At 64.1% G+C, this 23,290-nt stretch carries 23 protein-coding genes, 1 tRNA gene and 1 pseudogene; 10 read left to right on the top strand and 15 right to left on the bottom strand.

Annotated elements, in window-relative coordinates:
- The first annotated feature begins 10 nt into the window (after positions 1 to 10).
- Positions 11 to 1,186: a glycosyltransferase gene (locus FQU74_RS17000; RefSeq protein ID WP_146287677.1), complete on the top strand. Its 1,176-nt coding sequence runs from the start codon at positions 11 to 13 to the stop codon at positions 1,184 to 1,186.
- Positions 1,187 to 1,192: 6 nt separating this feature from the next.
- Here FQU74_RS17000 and FQU74_RS16995 read toward each other — a convergent pair whose 3' ends face one another.
- From FQU74_RS16995 to FQU74_RS16975, 6 genes are all read right to left on the bottom strand, one after another.
- The gene (locus FQU74_RS16995) at positions 1,193 to 2,350 is read right to left on the bottom strand and encodes a glycosyltransferase family 4 protein (protein WP_158635621.1); all 1,158 of its coding nucleotides are present in this window, start codon (positions 2,348 to 2,350) and stop codon (positions 1,193 to 1,195) included.
- Positions 2,331 to 3,518: a GumC domain-containing protein gene (locus FQU74_RS19330; protein WP_206665050.1), complete on the bottom strand. Its 1,188-nt coding sequence runs from the start codon at positions 3,516 to 3,518 to the stop codon at positions 2,331 to 2,333. Before FQU74_RS19330 ends, FQU74_RS16995 begins: the two co-directional genes overlap by 20 nt.
- The gene (locus FQU74_RS16990; protein WP_146287675.1) at positions 3,508 to 4,875 is read right to left on the bottom strand and encodes an O-antigen ligase family protein; all 1,368 of its coding nucleotides are present in this window, start codon (positions 4,873 to 4,875) and stop codon (positions 3,508 to 3,510) included. The genes FQU74_RS19330 and FQU74_RS16990 overlap by 11 nt, the downstream gene beginning before the upstream one ends.
- Positions 4,875 to 6,116 carry a glycosyltransferase gene (locus tag FQU74_RS16985; protein WP_146287674.1) on the bottom strand — a complete coding sequence of 414 codons (1,242 nt, stop codon included), beginning with the start codon at positions 6,114 to 6,116 and terminating at the stop codon, positions 4,875 to 4,877. The genes FQU74_RS16990 and FQU74_RS16985 overlap by 1 nt, the downstream gene beginning before the upstream one ends.
- A gap of 289 nt (positions 6,117 to 6,405) precedes the next feature.
- Positions 6,406 to 6,482: transfer RNA gene (locus FQU74_RS16980), tRNA-Arg, on the bottom strand.
- A gap of 66 nt (positions 6,483 to 6,548) precedes the next feature.
- Positions 6,549 to 7,934, bottom strand: a complete 1,386-nt coding sequence (locus tag FQU74_RS16975) for a sensor histidine kinase (protein WP_229704431.1) — start codon at positions 7,932 to 7,934, stop codon at positions 6,549 to 6,551.
- Between the two features lie 410 nt (positions 7,935 to 8,344).
- Between FQU74_RS16975 and rpmH the strand changes: the two genes are divergently transcribed.
- Genes rpmH through yidD form a run of 3 tightly spaced genes read left to right on the top strand, consistent with a single transcriptional unit; the run spans position 8,345 to position 9,227 of the window.
- Positions 8,345 to 8,479, top strand: coding sequence for a 50S ribosomal protein L34 (gene rpmH / locus FQU74_RS16970; RefSeq protein WP_146287672.1), 135 nt, complete (start codon positions 8,345 to 8,347; stop codon positions 8,477 to 8,479).
- 44 nt (positions 8,480 to 8,523) lie between these two features.
- Complete coding sequence (rnpA, locus tag FQU74_RS16965; RefSeq protein WP_146287671.1) at positions 8,524 to 8,958, top strand: ribonuclease P protein component; 435 nt, start codon at positions 8,524 to 8,526, stop codon at positions 8,956 to 8,958.
- The gene (gene yidD / locus FQU74_RS16960; RefSeq protein WP_146287670.1) at positions 8,955 to 9,227 is read left to right on the top strand and encodes a membrane protein insertion efficiency factor YidD; all 273 of its coding nucleotides are present in this window, start codon (positions 8,955 to 8,957) and stop codon (positions 9,225 to 9,227) included. The genes rnpA and yidD overlap by 4 nt, the downstream gene beginning before the upstream one ends.
- A 52-nt stretch (positions 9,228 to 9,279) precedes the next feature.
- On the opposite strand, the gene serA is transcribed toward yidD, so the two are convergent.
- Both serA and FQU74_RS16950 read right to left on the bottom strand, forming a co-directional pair.
- Positions 9,280 to 10,875: a phosphoglycerate dehydrogenase gene (serA, locus tag FQU74_RS16955; RefSeq protein ID WP_146287669.1), complete on the bottom strand. Its 1,596-nt coding sequence runs from the start codon at positions 10,873 to 10,875 to the stop codon at positions 9,280 to 9,282.
- A gap of 84 nt (positions 10,876 to 10,959) precedes the next feature.
- Positions 10,960 to 12,117, bottom strand: coding sequence for a phosphoserine transaminase (locus tag FQU74_RS16950; protein WP_146287668.1), 1,158 nt, complete (start codon positions 12,115 to 12,117; stop codon positions 10,960 to 10,962).
- Positions 12,118 to 12,462: 345 nt separating this feature from the next.
- Here FQU74_RS16950 and FQU74_RS16945 point away from each other — a divergent pair, with 345 nt between their 5' ends.
- From FQU74_RS16945 to FQU74_RS16925, 6 genes are all read left to right on the top strand, one after another.
- The gene (locus FQU74_RS16945; RefSeq protein WP_308423081.1) at positions 12,463 to 12,732 is read left to right on the top strand and encodes a glycine zipper domain-containing protein; all 270 of its coding nucleotides are present in this window, start codon (positions 12,463 to 12,465) and stop codon (positions 12,730 to 12,732) included.
- A 64-nt stretch (positions 12,733 to 12,796) separates the two neighbouring features.
- Positions 12,797 to 12,994 (top strand): PLDc N-terminal domain-containing protein, encoded by a 198-nt coding sequence (locus FQU74_RS16940; protein ID WP_146287667.1) that lies wholly within the window; start codon positions 12,797 to 12,799, stop codon positions 12,992 to 12,994.
- A 74-nt stretch (positions 12,995 to 13,068) separates the two neighbouring features.
- On the top strand, positions 13,069 to 13,578 hold the full coding sequence (locus tag FQU74_RS16935) for a DUF4405 domain-containing protein (protein WP_146287666.1): 510 nt from the start codon (positions 13,069 to 13,071) through the stop codon (positions 13,576 to 13,578).
- A 213-nt stretch (positions 13,579 to 13,791) separates the two neighbouring features.
- Complete coding sequence (locus tag FQU74_RS19325; protein WP_158635619.1) at positions 13,792 to 13,941, top strand: hypothetical protein; 150 nt, start codon at positions 13,792 to 13,794, stop codon at positions 13,939 to 13,941.
- A 265-nt stretch (positions 13,942 to 14,206) separates the two neighbouring features.
- Entirely contained in the window at positions 14,207 to 15,538 is a 1,332-nt protein-coding gene (locus FQU74_RS16930) for an aminotransferase class I/II-fold pyridoxal phosphate-dependent enzyme (protein ID WP_146287665.1), read from the top strand.
- A 122-nt stretch (positions 15,539 to 15,660) separates the two neighbouring features.
- Positions 15,661 to 17,661: an AfsR/SARP family transcriptional regulator gene (locus FQU74_RS16925; RefSeq protein ID WP_158635618.1), complete on the top strand. Its 2,001-nt coding sequence runs from the start codon at positions 15,661 to 15,663 to the stop codon at positions 17,659 to 17,661.
- Here FQU74_RS16925 and FQU74_RS16920 read toward each other — a convergent pair.
- The 7 genes and pseudogenes from FQU74_RS16920 to FQU74_RS19655 form a co-directional block, all read right to left on the bottom strand.
- Positions 17,637 to 18,197: a hypothetical protein gene (locus FQU74_RS16920; protein WP_146287663.1), complete on the bottom strand. Its 561-nt coding sequence runs from the start codon at positions 18,195 to 18,197 to the stop codon at positions 17,637 to 17,639. The two genes, FQU74_RS16925 and FQU74_RS16920, sit on opposite strands and share 25 nt — an antisense overlap.
- 15 nt (positions 18,198 to 18,212) lie before the next feature.
- A complete protein-coding gene (locus FQU74_RS16915; protein WP_146287662.1) occupies positions 18,213 to 19,700 on the bottom strand; it encodes a peroxidase family protein in 1,488 nt (495 codons plus the stop codon).
- A 1-nt stretch (position 19,701) separates the two neighbouring features.
- Positions 19,702 to 20,637, bottom strand: a complete 936-nt coding sequence (locus FQU74_RS16910) for a YcaO-like family protein (RefSeq protein ID WP_146287661.1) — start codon at positions 20,635 to 20,637, stop codon at positions 19,702 to 19,704.
- Between the two features lie 132 nt (positions 20,638 to 20,769).
- Positions 20,770 to 21,618 carry an SMP-30/gluconolactonase/LRE family protein gene (locus FQU74_RS16905; protein ID WP_146287660.1) on the bottom strand — a complete coding sequence of 283 codons (849 nt, stop codon included), beginning with the start codon at positions 21,616 to 21,618 and terminating at the stop codon, positions 20,770 to 20,772.
- On the bottom strand, positions 21,611 to 22,225 hold the full coding sequence (locus tag FQU74_RS16900; RefSeq protein ID WP_146287659.1) for a 2-dehydro-3-deoxy-6-phosphogalactonate aldolase: 615 nt from the start codon (positions 22,223 to 22,225) through the stop codon (positions 21,611 to 21,613). Before FQU74_RS16900 ends, FQU74_RS16905 begins: the two co-directional genes overlap by 8 nt.
- A complete protein-coding gene (locus FQU74_RS16895) occupies positions 22,222 to 23,130 on the bottom strand; it encodes a 2-dehydro-3-deoxygalactonokinase (protein WP_308423080.1) in 909 nt (302 codons plus the stop codon). Before FQU74_RS16895 ends, FQU74_RS16900 begins: the two co-directional genes overlap by 4 nt.
- Positions 23,127 to 23,290, bottom strand: a pseudogene (locus FQU74_RS19655) (aldehyde dehydrogenase (NADP(+))); the annotation flags it as partial. The pseudogene FQU74_RS19655 and the gene FQU74_RS16895, both read right to left, overlap by 4 nt.

The following is a 23,290-nucleotide window of genomic DNA, read 5'->3' as shown; positions in this document are numbered from 1 at the left end:
GGGTTCGGGCATGGGACTGGCCGGGTTTGCTGCGTCGCTGACAATCTTTTGCCTGGGCCTGCAACTTTACCATTACGTGCTCTACCCACTGATCCTCGGGCTTCTGGCCCGGGTGATGGGGCGTCGCAAGCCGTCGGCGGCGAGCATCCCCGCCCTGCGCACCACGATGATCATCTGCGCGCATAACGAAGCGGGGGTCATCGCCGAGAAGATTGCAAACTCGCTGGCCCTTGATCCATCGCCGGACGAGATCATCGTGGTGAATGACGGCTCGACCGATGACACGCTGACAATCGCCCGACGTGCCGCCAGCGCTGCCGCACATGTGCAGGTTCTGGACAAGCCGGAGCGGGGCGGAAAATCCGCCGCGATGAACTACGGTGCAGCGGCAGCTACGGGAGAGGTGCTGGTTTTCTCGGACGCCTCCGAGATGTATGAACGTCAGGCGCTGATGCACCTTCTGGCCGAGTTTGCCGACCCGACTGTCGGCGCCGTCAGCGGATCGCATCGTGTGCGCCCTCCCAAGACCGAGCGGGATCTCGTCGGAAAGTCCGAGGGGCTTTACTGGCGGTATGAGGATTTCATCCGCCGCTCGGAAAGCGCCATCGGGGCCACGGTCGCCTCGGTGGGCTCCATGCTGGCGATCCGCGCGCAGGATTGGCGCCCGTTGCCGCCTGGCACCATCAATGACGACGCATGGATCACGATGTCGACGCTGGCCCGTGGACGGAATGTGCGCTTTGCCCCCCGTGCCGTCAGCTGGGAAGAGGCCAGCGAATCCAGCGCCGAGGAACAGACGCGCCGCCGCCGCATCACCGCCGGGCGCATCCTGCTGCTCGGACGGCCCGAGATCTGGCCACTGAAGCGGCCAGCGGTTCTTGCAGCCTTCCTGTCGCATAAGGTTCTACGGATTGCGCTTCCCTTTCTGATGATCGGGGGAATCGTCGCGAATATCATCGTCGTTTGGCTGGCACCCGGATGGTGGGTATTTGCTCTGACGCTGGTGCTGCAACTGATCGGATTTGGCCTAGCTGCGGCGGGATATCTGGCGGACCGGACGGGGCGCCGCTGGCGCCTCGCACATCTGTTCTACCACATCACCCGCTCTAACCTGTCCATTCTGCTCGCCGTGCGGGATATTGCCGTTGGACGCAGCTTCCTGAAATGGGACAAGCCCTCGCGCTAGGTATCGTCAGTTGCCTGTGGCGAGCGCGCGGCGATACGTCTCGAAGGTTTCGCCGAACATCCGCTCAACACCCATCGAGGTCTCCAGATGCCTGCGTGCCGCAGCGCCAACGCTACGCAGGCGATCCGGATCGTCGATCAGCGCCTGCAAGCTTTGCCGCAGCGCATCGACGTCTCCGGCTGGCACGAAGAAGGTGGTCTCGCCATCGGTCAGCACATCCTCGGTGCCCTCCAGCCGCGAGCCAAGCGTCGGGACGCCCTGCCGCGCGGCCTCTAGTACCGTATAGGGCAGACCTTCGCTCAGCGATGGCAGCAGAAACAGGTCCGTGCGCGCCAGAATCTCGGGCACATCACTGCGAAAGCCCGCGAAATGAACATAGTCAGCCATGCCGGTCTGCGCCACCAGATCGCGCAGCACCTGCTCTTCGCGCCCAGCCCCGGCAATGAAGAGCCGCGCGCGGCGTTCGCCTGCCTCGACGATCTGACGCAGGGCCTCTATGGCAAAGCGGTGCCCCTTGCGGGCATCCAGGCGCCCGATCATCGTGAGCACCAGCGCATCGGCTGGCCAGCCCGCCTCTGCCTGAACATCAATCGGTCCCGGATCACGGCCCAGAGGCTCCATCCCGTTCCGGCTGAGCGTCACGCGATCCGGCGGGACATGCATCGGGCCGAGCAAGTAATTCTCGACGCTGCGCGAAACCGCAAGAAAGCGGAACCCGGCCAGCCGTGCCAGAACTAGCGCGCTTTCATGAAAGCGCTGGCGCAGGGCCCCCTGATGATCCTCGGAATACACGGAATGGGTTGTCGCGATCCGGCCAGGAATACGGCCCAGCATCGCCGCCGCAACCGCCCAGTACTGCGACTGCGTGTTGTGGGCATCGATGATCCGCGCGCCCATCTGACGGGCCAGCCGCAGGATATCGCGCACGATCCGTGGATCGCCGCGCCCACGATCAAGCGGATGGATCGCAACCCCGGCAGCGGACAGACTTTGATGCAACACGCTGTCGCGGATCACGACCACGCGGTGATCCACCCCGCGCGCGGCAAGGGCCAGCGCGGTTTGGCGCACGCGCACATCCACTCCACCGTGCCGGATCGACAGGCAGACGATCACCACCGGTGGCAGCGGCTGGAGATTGGTGTCAGGCGCCAGTTGATCCACCGGAATGGCCTTCTTCGGTTTCAGTCTTGATGGACGCCCCATCCTCATCGTCTTCAGGGCGGCGCAGCCCGGCACGCACGACGGCGATTGCCGAAGCCGCAAGGAAGACCATGATCCCCCACAGCACCGACTTGGTGAGGGATGACAGCCCCGCCACCTCATCAGACACATAGGGCGGCGTCATCACCTCGACATTCGCGCTACCAAGTTCACGCACCTGCTGACGCATCAGGGCATCGTCAAGCGCGGCAACGCGGGTCCCGACTTCCGCCTCGACCGTGTTCAGTGCAGAGATGCGGTCTGCCATGCGCCCCAGGTCATCAACCATCGCGACAACCGAGCCCGGCGGAACCGGTGTCGTCGGGGCCAGACCCGGGCTCTCATCGGATCCGATGCGATCCAGCAGGGCGACGACGCCCTGCGTGGTCTGCCGGTCAGCGAGGCGCAGCTGAAGCGCCGCCAACGCCGCCCGCACATCGCGATACTCTGCCTGCCGTGCCGGATCTGAGGCGAGAACCGAGATCCCCTCGCGCAGCTTGGCAGTCTGCTGGATCATCGCCAGGGTCACCTCTGCAAGCTCTGCCCGCCCCGCCTCCAGGGCACTCTCCGCCTCGGAGCGCTGAGCGGTCAGCATCTCTGTATAGGCATCCTGCCCATAAAGCCTGCTTCGCTCTTGCCGGTAGTTGGCGATCAGCCGGTCGAGAAAGCGCGCGGCCCAGTCCGAGCGCTCATCTAGCAACTCCAGCGCGACGATCGTGCTGCCCTCGATGCGCTTTACCGAAAGACGCTCCAGCACGTCTTGCGCGGTCAGGTCGGCGACTGCCGGGCCGTGGGGGTGTGGCTCGTCCTTCAACGTGCGCGCAATCAGTGGCAGGCTTGAGAGGATCTGCAGTTCGGTTCCGATGGCTTCGTCCAGCCGCACGGTCACCTGCTGGTAGTCGCGTGTCGGGTCTGCGGGGGCGGGCGTGTATTCATAACCCACCCGCATCAAGAGCTCGGCCTTGGCCGGATGCGGTGCCGGGCGCGCTTCGGCCAGCAGGAATGCAACGCCTGCGCCCAGTACCGAGGCCAGAAGGATCGGCCGGATGTGATGAAGGATCGGCGCAGCGATCTGCCACTCGGGCATGCGGGAAAGTGGCGCGTGGCGATGGTCAGGGTCAACCGGCATGGACTGGCTTTCTGTTTGGCGTAACGAAGCTGGGGAAGAATAGGGTGACACGCTCGCTTGCGAAAAGCAGCGTCAGAGGGATCCAGACATTCTGCCCATAGGCATCATGGAGGAAGAGAGACGCCGCGAACAACCCGGTTGCACCGGCGATCAAGGCGTCGATCATCGCCCTGAGACGGGTGTCGCCCGCCCGAAGTGCCGCCGTTCGGGCCAGGAACGCGGCCCGATAGGCAAGCCCGATCAGGACAAGCAGCGCCAGAAGGCCGGGCAGGCCCTGTTCGGCTGCGGCTTCAAGGTAAAGGCTGTGCGCCGAACGGTCGGCCGAGCGCAACTTCAGATCAAGTCGAACGGATTGCGCCTGGTAGAAGTCCTGGAAGGTGCCGTAGCCCAGTCCGGCGCCGGGATGCTCTGAAAAGGCCTGCGCGGCAGCCCCCATTTCGGCCAGACGACCCGAAACAGAGGCCTCGTTCACATCCTCGCCCGAGAAGGCCGCGATGGCAGAGCTTGCGGTCGTGACAAGCCGTTCGGCGTAGCCGGGCATGAGCAAGAGCGTCGCAAGCAGGGGCGGTGCCAGGAAAGCGATCACACCGAGCCTGCGTTCCCGCACCAGCCAGAACAGAACCATCAGTCCAAGGGCCACGACCCCGCCACGTGATGAGGTCAACAGGACCGCCGCAGTCACGATCAGCACTGCAAGCCCCGCCGCCAGACGGAAGGTCAGGCTGCGCGCCACAATGGTCACGCCCAGCCAGAGACCAAGCCCCGGCAGCAACATCTGGGCAAAGTAGTTCGGGTCTTCGATCGGGCCGGTCGGACGCAGCGAATCCACCTCGTCGATGATGTTGCCCATCGCGTGCTTGGCGAGGCCAAGGAACGTCTGATCCCAAAGCCCGAAGGCCGATTGAACCACCGTCAGGGTTGCGAGGATCAGCGCCGCCGATGCCAGACCGTAACAGGCGTAGAGAAAGCGCGTCCGGTCGGTGATCAACAGAAGCAGCGCCGCCGACAGAAGGACATTCGGCGCGAACTCTCGCAGATACTTCAGTGGGGATTCTGGCGCCCATGACCAGACTGCCGAGTTGAGAACGGCCAGAAGCCAGATTGTCACGGCAAGCAGATAGCGCGACATGCCGGTCGGACGGTCGCCATGCACGACCGTATTGGCCACGGCGAGGCCGGCCATGCCGGCGAAAAGCGCAAGGCTGCCGATGCCTACCCCATGCTCTACCGCCAGAACGTGGCTCAGATTGAGCCCGAGGATCAGGGTCATCGAAAAGACCGCCCAGTCCGGACGGCGCAGCAGAACCGGGACAAGTCCCAGTACGACGGCAGCGGCAAGGATCAGCGAAAGCGGCATCAGCCCCTCCCTCCGGCGGCGACCTGTGCAGCGGTAGCAGGGTCACGCGCCGTCTCGCCCCGGTAAAGACGCTGCAACTGCCGATGCCAGCCCTCGACATCGGTAAAGTCGCGAGATGCCGAAAGTGCCGCTATGCCACAGGCCCGGCGCCTTTCGGCATCGGTAAAAAGGGGGCGCAGCGCCTCGGCGAGACGCTCTGGCTGACCGGGCGGGACAAGGCCACCGGCCGCTGCAGGCAAAACCCCGGCCACATCGCCCACATCGGTCGACACGACCGGCAAGCCCTGCGCCATCGCCTCAAGCAGCCCAAGCGGCAGCCCCTCCCAGGCCGAGGACAGCACAAAGACATCCGCCGCCGCCAGAAGCTGCGCGACATCCCCGCGCTCGCCCGTCAACACGACACGATCCTCAAGCCCCAAAGCGGCACGAAGGGCGGTGATTTCATCCTGCATCGGCCCGGCCCCGACCATCCAGAGCCGGGCATCCGGCGCCTCGGCGGCAAGCAGCGCAAAGGCCCGCAGCAAGGCCGCCGGGTCTTTCTGCGGCATCAGGCGCCCTGTCGCGATCAGCACGATGTCCTGCGCCTTGGCACCCATCGCGCGACGGATCGACGCCCTCTGCTCGTCCGAGACGGGTTCCGGCGCAGCAATCACGTTGCGGATGGTGACGCCCGGCGTGCCACCGATGCGGCCCTGATTGGCCCGCGCGACATTGGCGCCCACGAATACGACCTGATCAGTAAACCACCGGAGCGCCCGATCCTCGAGACTGCGCAGCACCGAATGACGCAGCCGTCGGCGTCCACCCGAGCCCCGTGCAGTGTCTGCGTTGTGCAATGAGACGACAACGCGCTTGCCCTGCATCCGGGCTATCGGCGCGGCAAGGATCGTGGCATAGGTCAGATGCACATGCACGACGTCCGCACCACTTTCGCGGATCGCACACGCGACGCGACGCCAAGAGAGCGGGCTCCAAAGCCGTATTCCAGTTGTTTCCCGCAAGCGGACACCCGCAGACAGAAGCTCAGCCCGCATCGGCGTGTCAGCTGCATTCAACGCATAGACCTGCAGAGGCGCGGAGCGTGCAACATGTTTGGCCAGCGTGATCAGCAGACGCTGCGCGCCACCCAACGAGAGGTTGTCGATGATCTGCAGCACGACAGGTTCATCAGTTCCGCGGTTCGGCGCGGTTCCGAGGAGGTCGATCTGGTCAACCACCGCAGGCCTGACTGAATGCACCATCAACTTCCCATACCAGACACGAAACAACTTTACAGTATGGCGCCCGCACGCCGCGACCACCACATTCCCGCCCTGCCTCGCACGAATCGTGCTTCGTCTGGAAGCAGATGATTCACCGAGAGGGGCCGTTCAAGACATTCCGATTAAAACTGCACGTTTTTATGCCAGTTTTCGGGCAAAGGTGTAGCTCTTTGTCAGCACAGGCTGCAATTGGCAATGCGCCAGCCACAAGGCATGGGCAGCGTGCACTGAGCCGCCGAAGCGGTAAGTCTTTTCTATGTAGGGGAAGTGGCGGACCCGGAGCGATTCGAACGCCCGACCCTCAGATTCGTAGTCTGATGCTCTATCCAGCTGAGCTACGGGTCCGTCGTGAGGGGCGATTTAGCCCCGGCGACGAGGCGATGCAAGAGCCAAAACGCGAAACTGCAAACTTTATCCGTCGAGAGCGAAACTGCCCGGTTCCGCCTCGGTCGCCGACTCGCCCAACCCCGGACCACTGGATTTGGGCAGATGGATGATGAACTCGGTTCCCTCGGCGTCTGACCGCACAAGCTCCAGCCGTCCGCCGTGGCCCCGGATCAGCTCGGCTGAAATCGCAAGGCCAAGGCCGGTGCCACCCTTGCGGACCGACCCCTGAAACGCCTGGAACAGATGCTCACGCGCCTTGGGCGGAAGGCCGGGACCGGTGTCGCCGACACGGATCCACCAATCGGCATCGGTCTCACCTGCCGACAATTCGATCGTGCCCGACCGGCCCGTTGCGTCGATCGCCTGACGCGCGTTGCGCACGAGGTTTGACAGCACGCGGTGCAACTGTTCGGCATCGGCACGTATCATCAGCCCCGGGGCCACGTCGATCAGGCACGAGGGATCGGACACCGGCGACAGCCCTTCGCCCTCGGCGACGTCCTCCATGACAGGGCGCAGCGCAAAGCGGTTCAGGCGAGGTGGGTGCTCCTCGGCCTTGCCGAAAGCAAGCGTCGATTCGCACAGGTTCACCGCGCGGCTGATCGAACCGATCAGCTTGGGCGCCGCCCGCGCCACGCCGGGGTCGGCGCTCTGCTCGATCCGGTCTGCAAAAAGCTGGGCCGAGGTCAGGATGTTGCGCAGGTCATGCGCGATCTTGGCGACCGCGCCGCCCAATTGCGCGAGACGTTCCTTTTGCCGAAGGGCCGAGATCAGCTCTGTCTGCATCCGGGCAAGCGCCTGTTCGGCATCCCGCAGCTCGACCACCCGCGCGGTTGGCGTGATGACCAGACGCGCATCCTCGGGCGCACCCGCATAGGCCTGCATGTGGCGCACCACGCGGCGGATCGGCAGAACCATCAGCTGGCGCACCGCCAGAAACAGCATGGCCGCCGTGATCACCGAGATCAGCGCCGACATGAACAGGATGCGCAGCGCATAGTCCACCATCTCACGCCGCATCGGTCCCTGCTTCAGCGTGACCTCGATCAGAAGCCCTGCCTGCTGAACGGGCTGGCCAATGACCCGGATCACCGGATCGCCACCATCGAGCAGCGCCGTTGCCGCACCTTGGATCAGGTCAAAGGGTCCGGCCATGCGCAGATCATAGGTTGCCGCCACGGGCTCCGGAATCGGCGACGACAGCACCAGTTGCCGCACCTCGTCGCGCCGCAGCACCACGTTGAAGACGCCAGCATTCGCCAGAAGCTCGCGCTCCAGATCTGCCGAGACCATGTCATTGCTGGCCTCGACGGCCAGCGAGGCAATCTGTGCCTTTTCCAGCCGCAGTTGCAGATAGTCCAGACGGAAGCGCGCGACCGAGGGGACAAGAATCAGCAGTTCGGCGAGCATGACGAAGGCAACGGTCAGCAGCAGGAAGCGCCCTGAAAGCGTGTTCAGAATCCGTGCCGCGAACCTTCGCACCGTCTTGTCGCCTTCCCTTTTCACCTCGGGCACGGCCGGGACAAATCTGCCTGCCGCGGCTTGTCTTCCCGCCAACCGCCGCAGGGCACTGTTAAAATTGCCCGCGAACCGGCTTGGAACAGGCATAGCAAACCCGTTCACGGTTGCACAGCGCCCGCGCGTGCCATCGCGCCGCAGGGGCAAGATGCCAATCCACCACGAAAACTTGCCGAAATCCCAGCAATCGAATTGACTTGGCCGACTTACGCCCCTAAAGGACGGGCCTCAGTTGCCGTGGCCCTTCGAATCCCTTCCCTTCCGGATGGGGCTTGGGGCCGCAAGTCTTATGGAGAGCCGCGATGAAGCGCACTTACCAACCGTCGAACCTGGTTCGCAAGCGTCGCCACGGGTTCCGCGCCCGCATGGCTACCAAAGGCGGCCGTCTGGTTCTGGCTGCACGCCGCCGTATCGGCCGTAAAAAGCTGTCGGCCTGATCTTTGGCTGGCCCCCTACAGGGGCCATTCGGGGTGATGCGACCATGACACCGCCGCTGGCACAGGAGGCAGACCGCGTCGCGGGGGCTTCCGCCGCCAAAGCGGCGGTTTTGTCATGTCTGCCCTATACCATTCTCGCTCTTCGGTCTGATTTCCTGCGCGCAGCCTCGGCCCGCCGTCAGGGATCACAGGGCTTTCTGCTGCAGGCGCGCCGCCGGGATGACGGGTCGGATGCCGTCCGTGTGGGCTTTACCTGCTCCAAGAAGATCGGCAATGCCGTGATGCGCAACCGCGCCAAGCGCCGCCTGCGCGAGGTGGTGCGCGCCGTTCTGCCACCCCTTGCGCAGCCGGGCTGGGACTATGTGCTTGTGGGCCGCCCGGGTGTTACCGTCAGCCGCGATTTCGCTGCCCTGAAATCCGATCTGGAGGGCGCATTGCGCCAGATCCACCGCGACAGGCCACCACGGGCCGAGCCATGACCCCGCTGGCCCATGTGCTTGCACTGCCCGTCCGGGCCTATCGTCTGCTTCTGTCGCCCTGGGTGGGCCATGGCTGCCGCTATCAACCGACATGTTCGGCCTATGCGCTTGAGGCGCTGCAGCGGCACGGTGGCGTCAAGGGTGGCTGGCTGACCGTCCACCGCGTCTGCCGATGCCATCCTTGGGGCGGGTCGGGCTATGATCCAGTGCCGGGCGCAGACCCCGACCATGACGCCCAGCAGAACAAGCCCTGCCAGCACAAGCCATGAATGACAAAGGGCCGGGGAAATCCCCGGCCCTTCTGTTTATCTGCACCTTGCCTCAGGCCACTTCGAACTGCAGCGGCTTGACCTGGCTGAACATGCCTGTCGCCTCCAGCGTATCGACCACCTTGGGGTCGATAGCCTGATCCAGATAGAGCAGCGCGATCGCGTCCTGCCCCACGCCCGAGCGGCCAAGCGTAAAGTTCGCGATGTTCACGCCGTTCTTGCCCATGGTCATGCCGAGCAGACCGATGATGCCCGGCACGTCCTCGTTGGTGGTGTAGAGCATATGGGCGCCTACTTCGGCGTCGATATTGATGCCCTTGATCTGGATGAAGCGCGGCTTGCCGTCCGAGAAGCAGGTACCGGCCACCGACCGCTCACGCTTGTCGGTCACCATGGTCACCTTGATATAGGCATCGAACGAGCCCGACTTGTCCTGACGCGTGGTCGAGATCTGGATGCCCTTGTCCTTGGCAACAACCGGCGCCGACACAAGGTTCACATCCGGATTTTGCGCCTTGAGCACACCGGCGATGACCGCCTGATTCAGCGCGGCGATGTTCATGTAGGCCACACGGCCATCATAGAGGATGTTGATGGCGCGGATCGGCTCATCCGTCATCTGGCCGATGAAGGCCCCCAGATGACCGGCCAGCTTGATCCACGGGCCCATGACCGCCGCCTGCTCGGCGGTGACATTGGGCATGTTCAGCGCGTTCTGTACGGCGCCGGTCAGCAGATAGTCCGACATCTGCTCGGCCACCTGCAGCGCCACGTTTTCCTGCGCCTCGGTGGTCGACGCGCCGAGATGCGGCGTGACGACGACATTCGGATGACCGAAGAGCACGTTCTCGGTTGCTGGCTCCACCTCGAACACATCGAGCGCGGCACCGGCCACGTGACCCGAATCCAGCGCGTCCTTCAGCGCGGCCTCATCCACCAGACCGCCGCGGGCGCAGTTGATGATGCGCACGCCCTTCTTGGTCTTGGCGAGGTTCTCGCGCGACAGGATGTTGCGGGTCTTGTCGGTCAGCGGCACGTGCAGGGTGATGAAATCAGCCTTGGCCAGCAGTTCTTCCAGCTCAACCTTGTGCACGCCCAGCGTTTTGGCGCGCTCTTCGCTGAGGAAGGGGTCATAGGCAATGACCTTCATCTTCAGGCCAAGCGCACGGTCGCAGACAATACCACCGATATTGCCGGCCCCGATCACACCGAGGGTCTTGTTGAACAGCTCAACCCCCATGAACTTCGACTTCTCCCACTTGCCGGCATGGGTCGAGGCATTGGCGTCAGGGATCTGGCGGGCAACCGCGAACATCATGGCGATGGCATGCTCGGCCGTGGTGATCGAGTTGCCGAAAGGCGTGTTCATCACGATCACGCCCTTTTTCGAGGCGGCCGGGATGTCGACGTTGTCAACACCGATGCCGGCGCGCCCCACCACCTTGAGGTTGGTGGCGCCTTCCAGCAGCTTTTCGGTGACTTTGGTGGCCGAGCGGATGGCAAGGCCATCATACTGGCCGATCAGCTCGGCCAGCTTTTCCTTGTCCTTGCCGAGCTTCGGCATGTAGTCGACCTCGACGCCACGGTCGCGGAAGATCTGGACGGCGGTTTCGGAAAGTTCATCAGAGACGAGAACGCGGGGGGCCATTGCGATGGTTCCTGTGCATGTGTTTGGCAAGCAGGATGGGGACGTATCCCCAGCCTGGATCATGTCATCTCTCGAAAGGTCGGCTCAGGCCGCCTCGGTCAGCGCCGCAATCTCGGCGTTGAAGGCATATTCGATCCACGGCATCAGCGCCGCGACATCGGCCTGCTCGACCGTGGCGCCGCACCAGATGCGCAGACCGGGAGGCGCATCGCGATAGGCGCCGGCGTCCAGCGCCACACCCGCCTTTTCAAGCCGCTTTGCCACGTTCTTGGCAAAGGCTGCGCCGTCCACAATACGCGGATCAGTGAACTTGAGGCAGACACTGGTGCACGAGGCGGTCGCAGGATCAGCCGCCAGATTGGCGATCCAGTCCTTGCCAGCGATGAAGTCGGCAATCGCCTTTGCATTGGCCTCGGACCGCGCGATCAGGCCTTTCAGCCCGCCGATGGTCTGGGCCCATTTCAGTGCCACAAGGTAATCCTCGACGCACAGCATCGAGGGCGTGTTGATGGTTTCGCCAACGAAGATGCCTTCGATCAGCTTGCCCTTGGAGGTCAGCCGGAAGATCTTGGGCAGCGGCCATGCGGGGGTGTAGCTTTCCAGCCGCTCCACCGCGCGGGGCGACAGGATCAGCACGCCATGGCCGCCCTCACCCCCCAGTACCTTCTGCCAGGAGAAGGTCACGACATCCAGCTTGTCCCAGGGCAGGTCCATCGCAAATGCGGCGCTGGTTGCGTCGCAGATCGTCAGACCCGCACGGTTTGCCGGGATCACATCACCGTTCGGGACACGGACGCCACTGGTGGTGCCGTTCCAGGTGAAAACCACGTCCTTGTCAAAATCGACGGTGGCCAGATCGACAATCTCGCCATAGGCGGCCTTCTTGACGGTTGCGTCGAGCTTGAGTTGCTTCACCACATCGGTGACCCAGCCCTCGCCAAAGCTTTCCCAAGCCAGCATCTCGACCGGACGGGCGCCAAGAAGGCTCCACAGCGCCATCTCGACGGCGCCAGTATCCGAGGCGGGCACGATGCCGATGCGGTAGTCCGCAGGCACGCCCAGAATTTCGCGGGTGAGGTCGATCGCCTCTTTCAGCTTCGCCTTGCCCACGGCAGCGCGGTGCGAGCGGCCAAGCGGCGCATCAGCAAGCATGTCGAGAGAGAAGCCGGGGATCTTGGCGCAGGGGCCAGACGAAAAGCGCGGGTTTGCCGGGCGCTGTGCCGGGGCGATCAGATCAGCCATGGTATCCTTCCAGATAAACGCCCCTCGGTGGGGAGGGGTTTCCCGCCGCCGTGAATATGAAAGCCGCGGGATTCTTGCAAGAGGAGAAATGTCGGTTCCTGCAATCAAAGTGTCGCAAGCTGAACCGGCACCTCATTGCCTGTCACAAGTGGCGAGGCGAGCGGCCTTTCGCCAAGGCGAACTCTCGGCCCTTGGCCATCCCTGCGAAACGCCGCAGATTCAAATACCTGCGCAAGAATTCGCCGGTCAGTGGGGTTGCTTTCAGTTGCAGGTTGATTGGATTGGATGCAGAAAGAGAATTGCGAGATAGTCCCAACACCTGACACTTCTTTTCTGGAGAAACACATGTCAATCCGTCGCCTTGCCATTGGCCTTCCGATCATTGCCCTTCTTGCCGCTTGCCAAACCGGCGACCCCGTCACCAATTCGACGGCGACCGGCGCGCTGGCCGGTGCCGCGCTTGGCGCGGCCGTGTCCAGCTCGTCTGACCGCACTCAGGGCGCGATCATCGGCGCGACCGTCGGCGGCCTCGCCGGCAACATGATCGGTCGCAACAACGCCGGTCAGTGCGTCTATCGCCGCGCTGATGGCAGCACCTACACAGCTGCCTGCTGATAGAAAGGTTCACCGGCGTCGCCCTGCGGCGCCGGTTGCCACCTGACCAAAGGCTGGAGCGATCATGCCCGCAGAACTGAACATAACGGCTCTCAACGGTTTCTGGGGCCTTGTTATCCTTGCCCTTGATATCTGGGCCATCGTTTCGGTCATCAACTCCTCGGCCAGCACCGGATCAAAAGTGATCTGGGTTCTGCTTATCCTGCTGTTGCCGGTGATCGGTTTCCTGATCTGGCTGCTTGCAGGACCGCGCTCGCGCTGACCGGCAGATCCTTGCGACGGAACTGGATCTGACGTGCGTAGATCGTTTGAACGCGCATAAGCCAGAGTCTCGTCATGCCCCAAGTTCTTTATCGCTATGCCACCCCGCTGATCACCGGACTGTTTCTCGTCTCGCTGATTTCGGGCCTCGCGCTCTTCCTTCATATTGGCCCGAGCGGGTTTCATCCGATGCACGAATGGCTCAGCCTCGTGCTGATCCTGCCCTTCGGGTTGCATATCTGGCGCAACTGGCGCCCGATGATCAGTTACTTCAAACACGCCCCCATGGTGGTCGCTCTGATGATCTCGCTCGCTGCCGGGGCTGTGTTCATGTTTCCCGGCACCTCGGCAAACGGCAGTCCAGGCGGGCCGCCGCAGTTCGCTTTTGCCGACCGCCTGATGCAGGCTTCGGTCGCCGAGATCGCTCCTGCGTTGCACGTCGCGCCACAAGATATCACTGCGGCCCTGATCGATGCGGGTTTCACGGTCGCGGCGCTCGATTTGCCCCTGTCAAAGATCGCTGAAAGCTCCGGCAAAAGCCCTGCCCAAGCCCTTGCGGCGCTGAACGCAGTTCCGTCGCCCTGATCTATAGAACTCGCCAAAAGCGTGTGGCCGCCGAGGCGAATCGGCGGCCAGAAATCGTAGTCACAGAGGGCGCGGAATTCCGCTTGGCACGATCCCGCCACTCATCCACCATTAACCAGACGTCAAGCATTTTCCCTCTAGGGTTGTTGCGCTGTGAAAGCTATACTTTGACTTGTCCTGATTGGGACCTGTCACAACCAGACCGGGGAATACATGACCGTCATCTCCAGCACCGTTGCCAGCAAGGAACGCCCTGAATCCAAGGCCCGTCTTGCTTCGGGCTGGTGGTTGCTTCCCTGCATCATCGGCGGCACGGCGGTCTGGGTCTGGCTTGGCGTTGCACTCATCCGCTGGTTGTTCTAACCCACATCACACCACTGGCCAGCGTCGCAGCCGGGCGTGATCCGAGCGCGATTTCTTGCCCGGCAATTTGGGCCGATGGACTGGGCAATGACCCCACCCATATGATGTCATCTAAATTCCACGATTGAATTCAAATGGATGATCGAAACCGGCAGTCCCGCACCACCCTATTGACCTAGCGTCATTTCAGCAATGACGGAAGACTGACGGTGGCCGTGCAATCTTGTCCTCATCGCCAACAGATGGCGCATCGAGAGGACAGACCATGACCCGCCGCTTCGACAGTGCAGAGCTTTTGGATACCATCGCCGTGGACCATCTGGACGATGGTTGCGTCTCGGTTATGGACCGCTGGCTGCCGGTGGCCGAATGGATGGAGGCCCGGCTTGAGGCTGGCTTTGACGCCACCTGCAAGATGAACGGGTCGCGAATCGGTCCGAGGATTGTGGGCCGCGACAGGGGCGGCCGGGGCATTTCGGGCATCAATTTCGCGGCGCAGGACTATCTGAACCTCGCATCGCATCCGCGGATTCTTGCCGCGGCATCGGCGGCAGGCCGCCGGTTCGGCGTGCACGCTGCAGGCACCGCCGTGCAGATGGGGCTGAATCCGCTCACCACCGCGCTGGAGGATCAGCTGGCGACATTCCTGCGCTACGAGGATGCGACGGTATTCCCCTCGGGCTGGGCCGCAGGCTATGGCGCGATCCGGACGCTGGTGCGCGAAGGCGATCACGTGCTGATCGACACGCTGGCACATGACTGCCTGCGCGAAGGGGCTGCGGCCTCGGGTGCGCGGGTTCATCGGATGCCGCATTTGTCGCTGCAAGCGATTACCTCGCGGCTGGAACGGCTGCGCGATGAGGACCCGCAGGCTGGCATTCTGGTGGTGACCGAATCCCTGTTCGCAACCGAAAGCGACGCGCCCGACCTGCGCGCACTGCAGGCGCTGTGCAAGCGCCATGCGGCCACGCTGCTCGTCGATGTGTCGCACGATCTGGGCGTGCTGGGTGAAACCGGCCGCGGCGTGGCAGAGATCCAGAAGATGCTGGGCCGGATCGACGTGATGGTCGGCAGTTTCTCCAAGGTCTTTGCCGCGAACGGCGGGTTCGTCGCCTCCAGCCACCCGGCGGTCAAAGTCGCGTTGCGACTGTCGTGCAGCACGCTGGGTGACAGCAATGCCGTATCTCCCGTTCAGGCGGCCATCGTTCTTGCCGCACTAGAAATCGTCGCGTCCGAAGATGGCCGCGAGCGTCGGGAATCGCTGATCGCCAACGCCCGGCATCTGCGGGAACGTCTGATTAAGGCCGGGTTCGAGCTTCGCGGTGAGCCTGGCCCGGTGGTTACAGTGCGGTTGGGCCCGCTGTCGCGTGCCCGCCGCCTGACGGCCGAGGTTCTGGCCAATGGTGCGCTCGTCAACCTGTCCGAGCGTATCGGGGCGAATCATGCGACTCCGGGCGCTGCTGTCTGGCGTCTGCGCGTGATGGCCGGACACGGCCCCGAGGAGATCGACGGATTTGTCGATCTTCTGATCGAGTGCCGCAAACGACTGGCGGAGGCCGATGAAAAGGCATTCTCCAACCGCTTCGTCGCTGCGTGATTACCAGTGCCTGTATTTCACCCCTGATTTCACCATTTCATTGTTAATGTTCTCGGGCGATGGCCTCTCCCCGGCCATCGCCCGTTTTTCCTTTGCCGACAGCCCATTTACGCCCATGAAGGGTGGACGCCCCTGCGCTGCTCAACTATCCCTTGGGTCGGGGGCGTCGCAAAGGGACTGTCGAAAACATGGCCAATGGCTGTGGATACCGGATTCTTGACAGGTTCAGCCTGATTGCAGATGGCCGCGAGGTTCCAGTTCGCGGCCAGAAGCAGCGTGCGATCCTGGCATGGTTTTGCCTTACCGGATCGCCGACCATCCCACGTGATCGGTTGGCCGATCTTCTGTGGTCGGATTCAGATGCGGAAAAGGCGCGCGGCTCGCTGCGCAATACACTGCATGTTCTGGCCCGCGACAGTGCCCCGTTGGTACTGCTTGAAGGCGACCGACAGCATATCCGGGCGCATTTCACGCCCTGCACCTGTGAAGTGATGCGCGCCCTTGTCCAGTGGGATGCCGCGGATACCGCGCCGCTGGCCACGCTGTCGCTGTCAGATGCCGAAACGCGGTTTGCCGCTGATCTTTGGGGCCTCGATCCCGGGTTCGACCAGTTTCTGATCGAACGTCGTACGGCGTGGCTCGCACAGATCACCCAAGGGCTGCAAACCCGGCTCGCGGCCGCCGCCGGCCGGCCCGAGGCACGTGTTCTGGCCGAACGACTGCGCGAGTTGACGCCGCAGGACGAACAGGCCACCCGCAGTTTGATGCAACTGGAGATCGCCGCGGGCAACAAGGCCGCCGCGCTGGATCACTATCGACGCCTGTGGGAGGTGCTGGACGAGGATTTTGATGTCGAGCCTTCGTCCGAGACGCAGGCCCTTGCTGTTTCGCTCAAGCTCTCGGGCACGGCTTCGGCCAGCACGCTGCCCCAGATCGAGGAGCGGATCACCATCTTCCTGCATCCGTTCAGCCTCGCGGGTCTGTCGGATGAGGATCAGATCGTGATCTCGGCGGTGCAGGCGGAAATCAGTGCTGCCCTTTTCGCGGTTGAGGACTGGGTCACCATCGAGGCAGGGCCGGACCTCTTGCCCCCTGCCCGCGTCGGAAACTATGAGCTGCGCGGCCGTCTGTCGCCGGGGCTTGAGGATATGCGCCTGATCCTCACGCTCAAGGACCTCGGTTCGGGCGCGATCCTCTGGACCTGGCCGTTGCAGCTTCACCGCGACGACTGGGTGCGCAACTCGGGCTTTGCGGTGCAGCGCATGGCGATGCGCCTGACCGGCCGGCTTGAGGCGCATTACATCTCGGGGATCGAGAGCTATTCGGACACTGAACTTGCCGACTACCGCAAGCTGATCCGCGCCCGCTGGTTGATGCGAGACTGGTCGCCCGATGCCGATCGCCGGGCCGAGGCGCTGCTGCGCTCGGTCGCCTCGGGCGGGGATCTGGGCTTGCGTGCCCGCGTGGGTCTGGCCGAGCTTCTGAACAGCCGGGAGCTGATCTTTCCGGGCATCGGCCCTGTGCATGCGGGCGTGCCCGAAGCGCTGGAGATCGGCCGAACCATCACAGCAGAGGCGCCGGAACGCGGCGACGCCTGGCTTGCGTTCGGCTGGAGCTCGATCCTGCTCGACGACATGCAGAGTGCTGCACATGCGGCTTCGGTGGTGGCTGATTTGTCGCAATGCAACCCGCGCAGGCTGTCGGGCGCGGCCGAGATGATGGCACTTTCGGGCGATGTCGCGCGCGCCGCTCGGCTGGCGACGGCCGCTGCGCAACTCGATTCAGGGGTCTGCCGGGTCTCGATGGGCTACCGCACCCCAGTTGCGCTGCTGTCGGGACAGTATGATCTGGCGATGGAGCTTGCGGACAAGTCGCAGGGTACCATTCCCTTTACCTATGCCTACGGTGCGGCGGCGGCCGTCATGGCGCGCAAGCCGCGGGAAGCCGAAGAGTTCTGGGCGCGGTTCTGTCGCGACCTTTCCGCCCGCTGGCGCGGGAACAGGGCACCTGATCCGCTGCGCTGGTTCCTGTCAGCCAGTTCCATGCGCCGCGGTCACGGCCTTGATCTTGTGGCCGAGGCGCTGGAAACGCTTGAGGATCAGCGGCAGGACCGCGTGGTATAGTCACCGACATTGTCCCAGACGAACTCCATCGCCGACTTCTTGCCCGAGAAGTAGTCGTCGATATAGGGCATCTTGTCGAACTGGGTTCCGTTCGCCTCATGATCCAGCGCAATGTCTTCCTTGGCGGCGATATTCTGACGTTCCGGCAGGCGGATATGGACGCTCGAGGCCGAGTTGGTAAACAGCCTCATCTTGGCACCACGGCGGACATTGCGCACCTCAAGCACCGCATCAACCGCCCAGGTACCCAGTGGATCTGGCGAGGTATCGCCCGGGTTCGGGCGGAAGCTCACTTCAAACTTCTGGGAGGTGATACGCTTCTTCGGCACGTCAGGGGCCTTTTCGCGCCGCCCCGGCCCGGTCGAGATCGTTTCGGCATGGGCACGGGCATAATCCGCAAGCTTCGCCATGAAGGTTTTCACGGTCTTCGGTCGGGCCGAGGCCTTTTCCCGTGACATGGCCACCATGAAGGCGCCAGTGACGGTGAAGTTGATGGTGACGTATTTCACATCAGGCAAGGGCTGGCGATCAGGCATCAGGTTCTCCGCAAATCATTGGCTCAGGAAACGAACAAGGTCAGGCATCGTGGTGATGGCGTCGAGGTCGGGCAGTGCGGGATCATTGGGTGGCAGGGCTGCCTCGGCCGCCACGATGGCTGCGGCAATCGACCGGCCCAGCAGGACCGAGCCGAGCGCGCCCAGATGCCGACCGCCACCAAAGCCCTTACGGGTCGTGCCTTTGCCCGCCTCGATCAGCGCGTACAGATAAAGTGGCGGGTCGCGCAGCAGGGCCGGGACGGGCTTGAGATTGTTTGCGGCAAACCAGTCGGCAATCATCGTGCGGCGCGCGTCGGCGCTCCACAGTACCCAATGCGGATAGCGCGTGCGCAGCCCCTGCAGCCGCCGCGCCAGAGCGCTGACACGCTGGACGCCGCCGTCAATGCTGCGCGCCAGATCGCGCAACGCCAGATCATTGTCGCTGCGCACCAGCGCGGAATGGATGCGCAGACCCGCAGGCAGCGTGAAGTCCGAGCCGAACATGACCGCAATCCCCGTCTGCAGCGCCAAGCTGCGCTGTGGCCGCACCGCGGGGTCAAGCTCAAAGAAGTTGCGCCAGTCGATGCGCCAATGGTTCTCCAACCCTGGTCGGGCGCGTTTTTCGGCAATCCCGCTTTGCCCGGCCAAAAGCTCGCGCACCGGGACGGTATCCGCCGCGAGCGTGTACTGGCTACGCACCATCCAGTGCCCCATGCGCAGGATTGCGTGGCTCACCTCGACAGGCACCTCACGCGGGCCGGTCCGGTCGGCAACGGGCGGGGGCAGGCCGGGCAGGCATAGATGCGGCAGATAATCCTGCACAAGAATCCGGTGCCACAGCCGCGCAACCTTGGCCCGCGCCGCACTGCGGGCGGCATCCGCTGCAAGGCCCTGCTGACGAAAAGCAGCCTCGGCCCGATGTGCGGCTTCGACAAACAGCGCCGAAAGCTGCGCAACCATGGGGGAATCGTCGTTGCGGCCATCATGCAGATCGGCCCGCGCGTTGGACCCATCACCGGGCGCGACCCTGTTGATATCGGCCGCAAACATCGGAAATGCCGGATGCGGGGCAAATCGGTGCAGGCCGGGCAGCGGCCTGTTCAACGCGATCGGCCCGAACAGGGTTTCAAGGTGCAAGGGCACAGCACGGGACTGCCGCTGCGACGGCGCAGGGGCAGGCGCCGCACCTTGCAGTGGATAGTCAAAGGCACCCTCGGCCGGGGCGCACAGGTCATGCGCCAGAAGCTGCCCCAGATAGGTGTAGCCGGCCGGGATGCGCCCTTCGCGACGCGAGCCCTTTGCGATCTTGGCGCTGGCCGCGACGGCTGTTTCGACCGAATGTCGCAAACCACCACAGGCCCGGTGCAGATCGGCAGGCCGCGCCATGGCCGCGCAGCCGAAGCTGCGCCTGCCTTCAGGCAGGGTCGGCGGTGGCAGAATTGCCGCCGGGTTGCCCCGCCAGATCATGTAGCCCCCCGGCGTCACATCATCCTCCGGCGCCATGTCACCCTCCAACTGCAGCGGCATATGCGAAGGACGCCAGAGACTGCGTCACCGCTGCGCCATCTGCACGGTTGGGTGACATCAGGATCGGCCGGGCCAGCGGCCAGCCGGGGATCACGCAGCGCACGACCGGAACACCGATCCCGGCTGCGGTCAGATCAGCATAGCCCCAATCCAACCCCCTTCCGACCAACTCCGCCTCGATCCGCAGCAGAGGGTCACCGTCGCCGCCACGATCCACCACTGTGCGGCCCGCCCCCAGCAATACGGGCAGGCGAGAGCGCAGAGCCGCGTGCATCGCATCGCGATGCACGACATCAGGGTGGTGCGGCGGGGCAAGCCAGGCAATCTCGGCCTGCAGCGCCTCGCGCAATGCGGCATCGGCTGCACGGTGCGGATCGCTGTGTGCCGCTGTGCCCATGGCGATCTGCCCGCACTGCCCGTCATCGGTCAGCACAAGGCAGATCGTGACTGCGTTCATCAGCGGCAGATGCCACAGCATCGAGCGTCGCTGTGTCTGCGCCTGCCGGTACTGCCTTAGCAAAGGCGTGGGAAGATGCGCCTTCCGTGCCGCCAGCCCGCCGCCCCACCACAGCGCATACGCCGCGCGCTCGATCCGCTCATAGAGGGCCGCAATCTTCGCTTCGGCCATGGTTTCACCGGCTGCGACACCCTCACTGCCCGGATCTGCACTGCCAGCGGGTATCAGCATACGAGAGTCAGCGACGATAACCTTGCCATCCCGCCCGATGGCGGGCACTGGTTGTGGATGGCTGCCCGCGCCAATTGACAGGTTCTCGGCCATCTCGCCCAGGGCCCGCGCGCAAGCAGACGCCGCATCCGGGCCGGTGCCCGTCGCCAGATCAGAAATTGCGGGATGTTCGCCGTTCCAGCGGGCAAAAGCCACGGCAAGACCTGCTGCCCAAGGCGATGGCATCACCTTGATTCTGCACGCCCGCGCGATGTCGTCCGTAGCCGCCACACCTGCCCCCGCGCTGCTGTCGGCCCAACCCGGACACCAGCCTAGCACGAAGGTTAACGTACTGGTAAAGTATCGTTAACGATTTGGTCAGCAGTTCACACTGGGCTCAGGTCGCAGCAACGCAACCTGCCCCAGATCAAACACCTGCCCGGACAGCGGAGCCGCGTCCAGCGCATCGGCGCTCAGCCCCTCTCGCGCCGAGGTGGCGATCAGGCGCCCCCCTGCAAACGCCGGACACGTCACATGCGGCGCCGGAACCGCGATTGAACGGTCAAACCGTCCGTCCGGCAGATATCGCGCGATCCGGCCCGCCCCCCATTGCGCGTTCCAGAACCCGCCCTCGGCATCGGTGATCGCCCCGTCCGGCCATAGCCCCTCAGGCTCAAGGTCCAGATAGAGCGCGGGTGTGCCGACGGGCCAACCATCGGTATCCAGCCCGACCCGCCAGACCTTTTGCCGGGCGGTATCGGCGTAGTACGCACATGCTCCATCGGGTGCGAAACAGATCGAATTCGAGATGCTGATACCATCCACGAGGCGCCGCACCTCGCCCCGGAAAAAGCGGTAAATCGCGCCAGCGCCCGGTTCGGCCCGCTTTCCCATCGTCCCGATCCAGAAACCGCCAAAGGGGTCGGCCCGGCCATCGTTCGACCGCGTCACCGGATTGTCAGCCTCCAGCGCGACCAGAAGGTGCCGGTCGCCGGTCGGGATATCAAAGCGCCAGAGCCCGGTTTCCGAGGCAATGATCAGATGATCCTCATCGATCCATCCGGCAGCCGAGACATGTTCGTCAAACTGCCATTCCGATTGCTGGGCGTCGCGGCGCGACAGAAGGCGCTTTCCAATGATGTCAAACCAGAAGAGTTCGCGCCGCAGCGGGTGCCACAGGGGTCCCTCGCCCAGAAAGCACGAGCGCGCGTCAAAGACCTTAGCCATTCCCGGTTGCCCGATCATAGGCCGCGACCAGCGCCCGCGCCTTTTCCCCAACCGTGCGGGCATCATCCCCCGGACGATAGAGCGCGGTGCCGATCCCGAAGCCGCTGGCCCCTGCGCGCAGCCATTCAGCAAGGTTATCCACCCCTGCGCCGCCCACCGCATAGACCGGACAGACCGGCGGCAGCACCGCGCGCAAGGCCGCGATCCCTTGCGGCCCCATGATAGAGGCGGGGAAAATCTTCAGCCCATCCGCCCCCGCCCGAAGTGCGGCAAAGCATTCCGTCGCGGTGAACACACCCGGAAAAGATTGCATGCCGCGCGCCTTGGTGGCTGCGATCACCGCAGGATTGCAGTCGGGCGATACAACCAGCCGCCCACCCGCATCCTGAACCCGCGCGACGTCCTCGACGCTAAGCACCGTCCCGGCACCGATCAACGCCGTGGCGCCAAAGGCCCGCGCCATCACTGCAATGCTCTGCAATGGCTCGGGCGAGTTCAGCGGCACCTCGATCCGATCGACGCCAGCTTCAATCAGTGCAGTGGCAATGGGTTCAGCCTCGGGCGGGGTAAGACCGCGCAGAATAGCGATGATGGGGCGTGAGGTCATGGGGACTCCTGCAGCAGACGGAAGGCACGGGTCAGGCCCGCAAGGGTCAGCGCCGTGCCGTCGGTGACGCGGGCCTTGGCCCCCGCGAGATCAAGCGCGATCGCATAAAGCTGCGAGAGCCGCCCGGCACCAAGCAAGGCAATTGGTGCGTCCTGCCACATGGGCCGCGTCGCGGCAAGTTCTGCACCGATCAACAGCCCCGACAGCCGCGCCCGCGCAGCATCCGGCGCAAGGGCCTTCAACAACCCTTCTGCCCGCAGCGCGAAAAGCGCGAGCGGCAGATCGGCAGGCCGTTCGATCGCGGCGGTCACCCCCTCTGCAAAGGCGGTTTCGCACCAGCCCTGCCCCATGCCATGACGCAGAACCGACTGGCCGGACAGAAGCGCAAACACCTCGCCCGTCATCACGGTGCGAAACCCCGTGACCAGGCCGCTGCGCAGCGTGACCCATTTGTTATGCGTGCCTGGCAGCGCAAGGACACCCTCGAAGTCTGGCTCAGAGGACAGAAACCCCGCGATCTGAGTTTCCTCGCCGCGCATGACATCGGCGGGGTCAAGTTGCGACAAGCCCGGAATGATATGTACGGTGAACCGGCGATCATCGGGGTGGATGCGGTGGAAAGGGGCACCGAGTGGAGCACAAGGCACCGGACGATAGGCCGCCTCGGACCAGCCCTGCCGTGCACCGACCATGCCACAGGCCAGAACCGGCAGGCACTTATCGCCCAGCCAGTCGTCGATCAGCTGCGTCAGGGCCGGCTCGAACAGGCCCGGCCCAAGCCGCCCCATGCCATCGTCGGACTGCCGCGCGTCAATCACTACATCGCCCGTCATCGCCCAAGCCCTGAGCGAACTGGTTCCCCAGTCGACCGCAATCCAGTCAGCGCGGCAATTGTCTGTCATCATGCGATGTCCGTTGGGAGGATGTTTTCCGGGATGTTCTGATAGCTGACGGGTCGCAGGAAGCGTCGGATGGACATGGTTCCGACGGAGGTTGCGCCGAAGTTGGTGGATGCGGGGTAGGGTCCGCCGTGGACCATGGCGTCGCAGACCTCCACCCCGGTGG

Source organism: Gemmobacter aquaticus, from assembly GCF_007859075.1.
GTDB classification, from domain to species: domain Bacteria; phylum Pseudomonadota; class Alphaproteobacteria; order Rhodobacterales; family Rhodobacteraceae; genus Gemmobacter; species Gemmobacter aquaticus.
This window is presented reverse-complemented; position numbering and strand designations above follow the sequence as displayed.

What these genes read in the sequence shown, in the direction of transcription:
- FQU74_RS17000 (WP_146287677.1), top strand. Translation starts at nt 11, where the DNA reads ATGGGACTGGCCGGGTTTGCTGCGTCGCTGACAATCTTTTGCCTGGGC.
- FQU74_RS19330 (WP_206665050.1), bottom strand. Translation starts at nt 3,518, where the DNA reads ATGCCGGTTGACCCTGACCATCGCCACGCGCCACTTTCCCGCATGCCC.
- FQU74_RS16990 (WP_146287675.1), bottom strand. Translation starts at nt 4,875, where the DNA reads ATGCCGCTTTCGCTGATCCTTGCCGCTGCCGTCGTACTGGGACTTGTC.
- FQU74_RS16985 (WP_146287674.1), bottom strand. Translation starts at nt 6,116, where the DNA reads ATGGTGCATTCAGTCAGGCCTGCGGTGGTTGACCAGATCGACCTCCTC.
- FQU74_RS16975 (WP_229704431.1), bottom strand. Translation starts at nt 7,934, where the DNA reads ATGCTCGCCGAACTGCTGATTCTTGTCCCCTCGGTCGCGCGCTTCCGT.
- rpmH (WP_146287672.1), top strand. Translation starts at nt 8,345, where the DNA reads ATGAAGCGCACTTACCAACCGTCGAACCTGGTTCGCAAGCGTCGCCAC.
- rnpA (WP_146287671.1), top strand. Translation starts at nt 8,524, where the DNA reads ATGACACCGCCGCTGGCACAGGAGGCAGACCGCGTCGCGGGGGCTTCC.
- yidD (WP_146287670.1), top strand. Translation starts at nt 8,955, where the DNA reads ATGACCCCGCTGGCCCATGTGCTTGCACTGCCCGTCCGGGCCTATCGT.
- serA (WP_146287669.1), bottom strand. Translation starts at nt 10,875, where the DNA reads ATGGCCCCCCGCGTTCTCGTCTCTGATGAACTTTCCGAAACCGCCGTC.
- FQU74_RS16950 (WP_146287668.1), bottom strand. Translation starts at nt 12,117, where the DNA reads ATGGCTGATCTGATCGCCCCGGCACAGCGCCCGGCAAACCCGCGCTTT.
- FQU74_RS16945 (WP_308423081.1), top strand. Translation starts at nt 12,463, where the DNA reads ATGTCAATCCGTCGCCTTGCCATTGGCCTTCCGATCATTGCCCTTCTT.
- FQU74_RS16940 (WP_146287667.1), top strand. Translation starts at nt 12,797, where the DNA reads ATGCCCGCAGAACTGAACATAACGGCTCTCAACGGTTTCTGGGGCCTT.
- FQU74_RS16935 (WP_146287666.1), top strand. Translation starts at nt 13,069, where the DNA reads ATGCCCCAAGTTCTTTATCGCTATGCCACCCCGCTGATCACCGGACTG.
- FQU74_RS19325 (WP_158635619.1), top strand. Translation starts at nt 13,792, where the DNA reads ATGACCGTCATCTCCAGCACCGTTGCCAGCAAGGAACGCCCTGAATCC.
- FQU74_RS16930 (WP_146287665.1), top strand. Translation starts at nt 14,207, where the DNA reads ATGACCCGCCGCTTCGACAGTGCAGAGCTTTTGGATACCATCGCCGTG.
- FQU74_RS16920 (WP_146287663.1), bottom strand. Translation starts at nt 18,197, where the DNA reads ATGCCTGATCGCCAGCCCTTGCCTGATGTGAAATACGTCACCATCAAC.
- FQU74_RS16915 (WP_146287662.1), bottom strand. Translation starts at nt 19,700, where the DNA reads ATGGCGCCGGAGGATGATGTGACGCCGGGGGGCTACATGATCTGGCGG.
- FQU74_RS16910 (WP_146287661.1), bottom strand. Translation starts at nt 20,637, where the DNA reads ATGCCATCGCCTTGGGCAGCAGGTCTTGCCGTGGCTTTTGCCCGCTGG.
- FQU74_RS16905 (WP_146287660.1), bottom strand. Translation starts at nt 21,618, where the DNA reads ATGGCTAAGGTCTTTGACGCGCGCTCGTGCTTTCTGGGCGAGGGACCC.
- FQU74_RS16900 (WP_146287659.1), bottom strand. Translation starts at nt 22,225, where the DNA reads ATGACCTCACGCCCCATCATCGCTATTCTGCGCGGTCTTACCCCGCCC.
- FQU74_RS16895 (WP_308423080.1), bottom strand. Translation starts at nt 23,130, where the DNA reads ATGATGACAGACAATTGCCGCGCTGACTGGATTGCGGTCGACTGGGGA.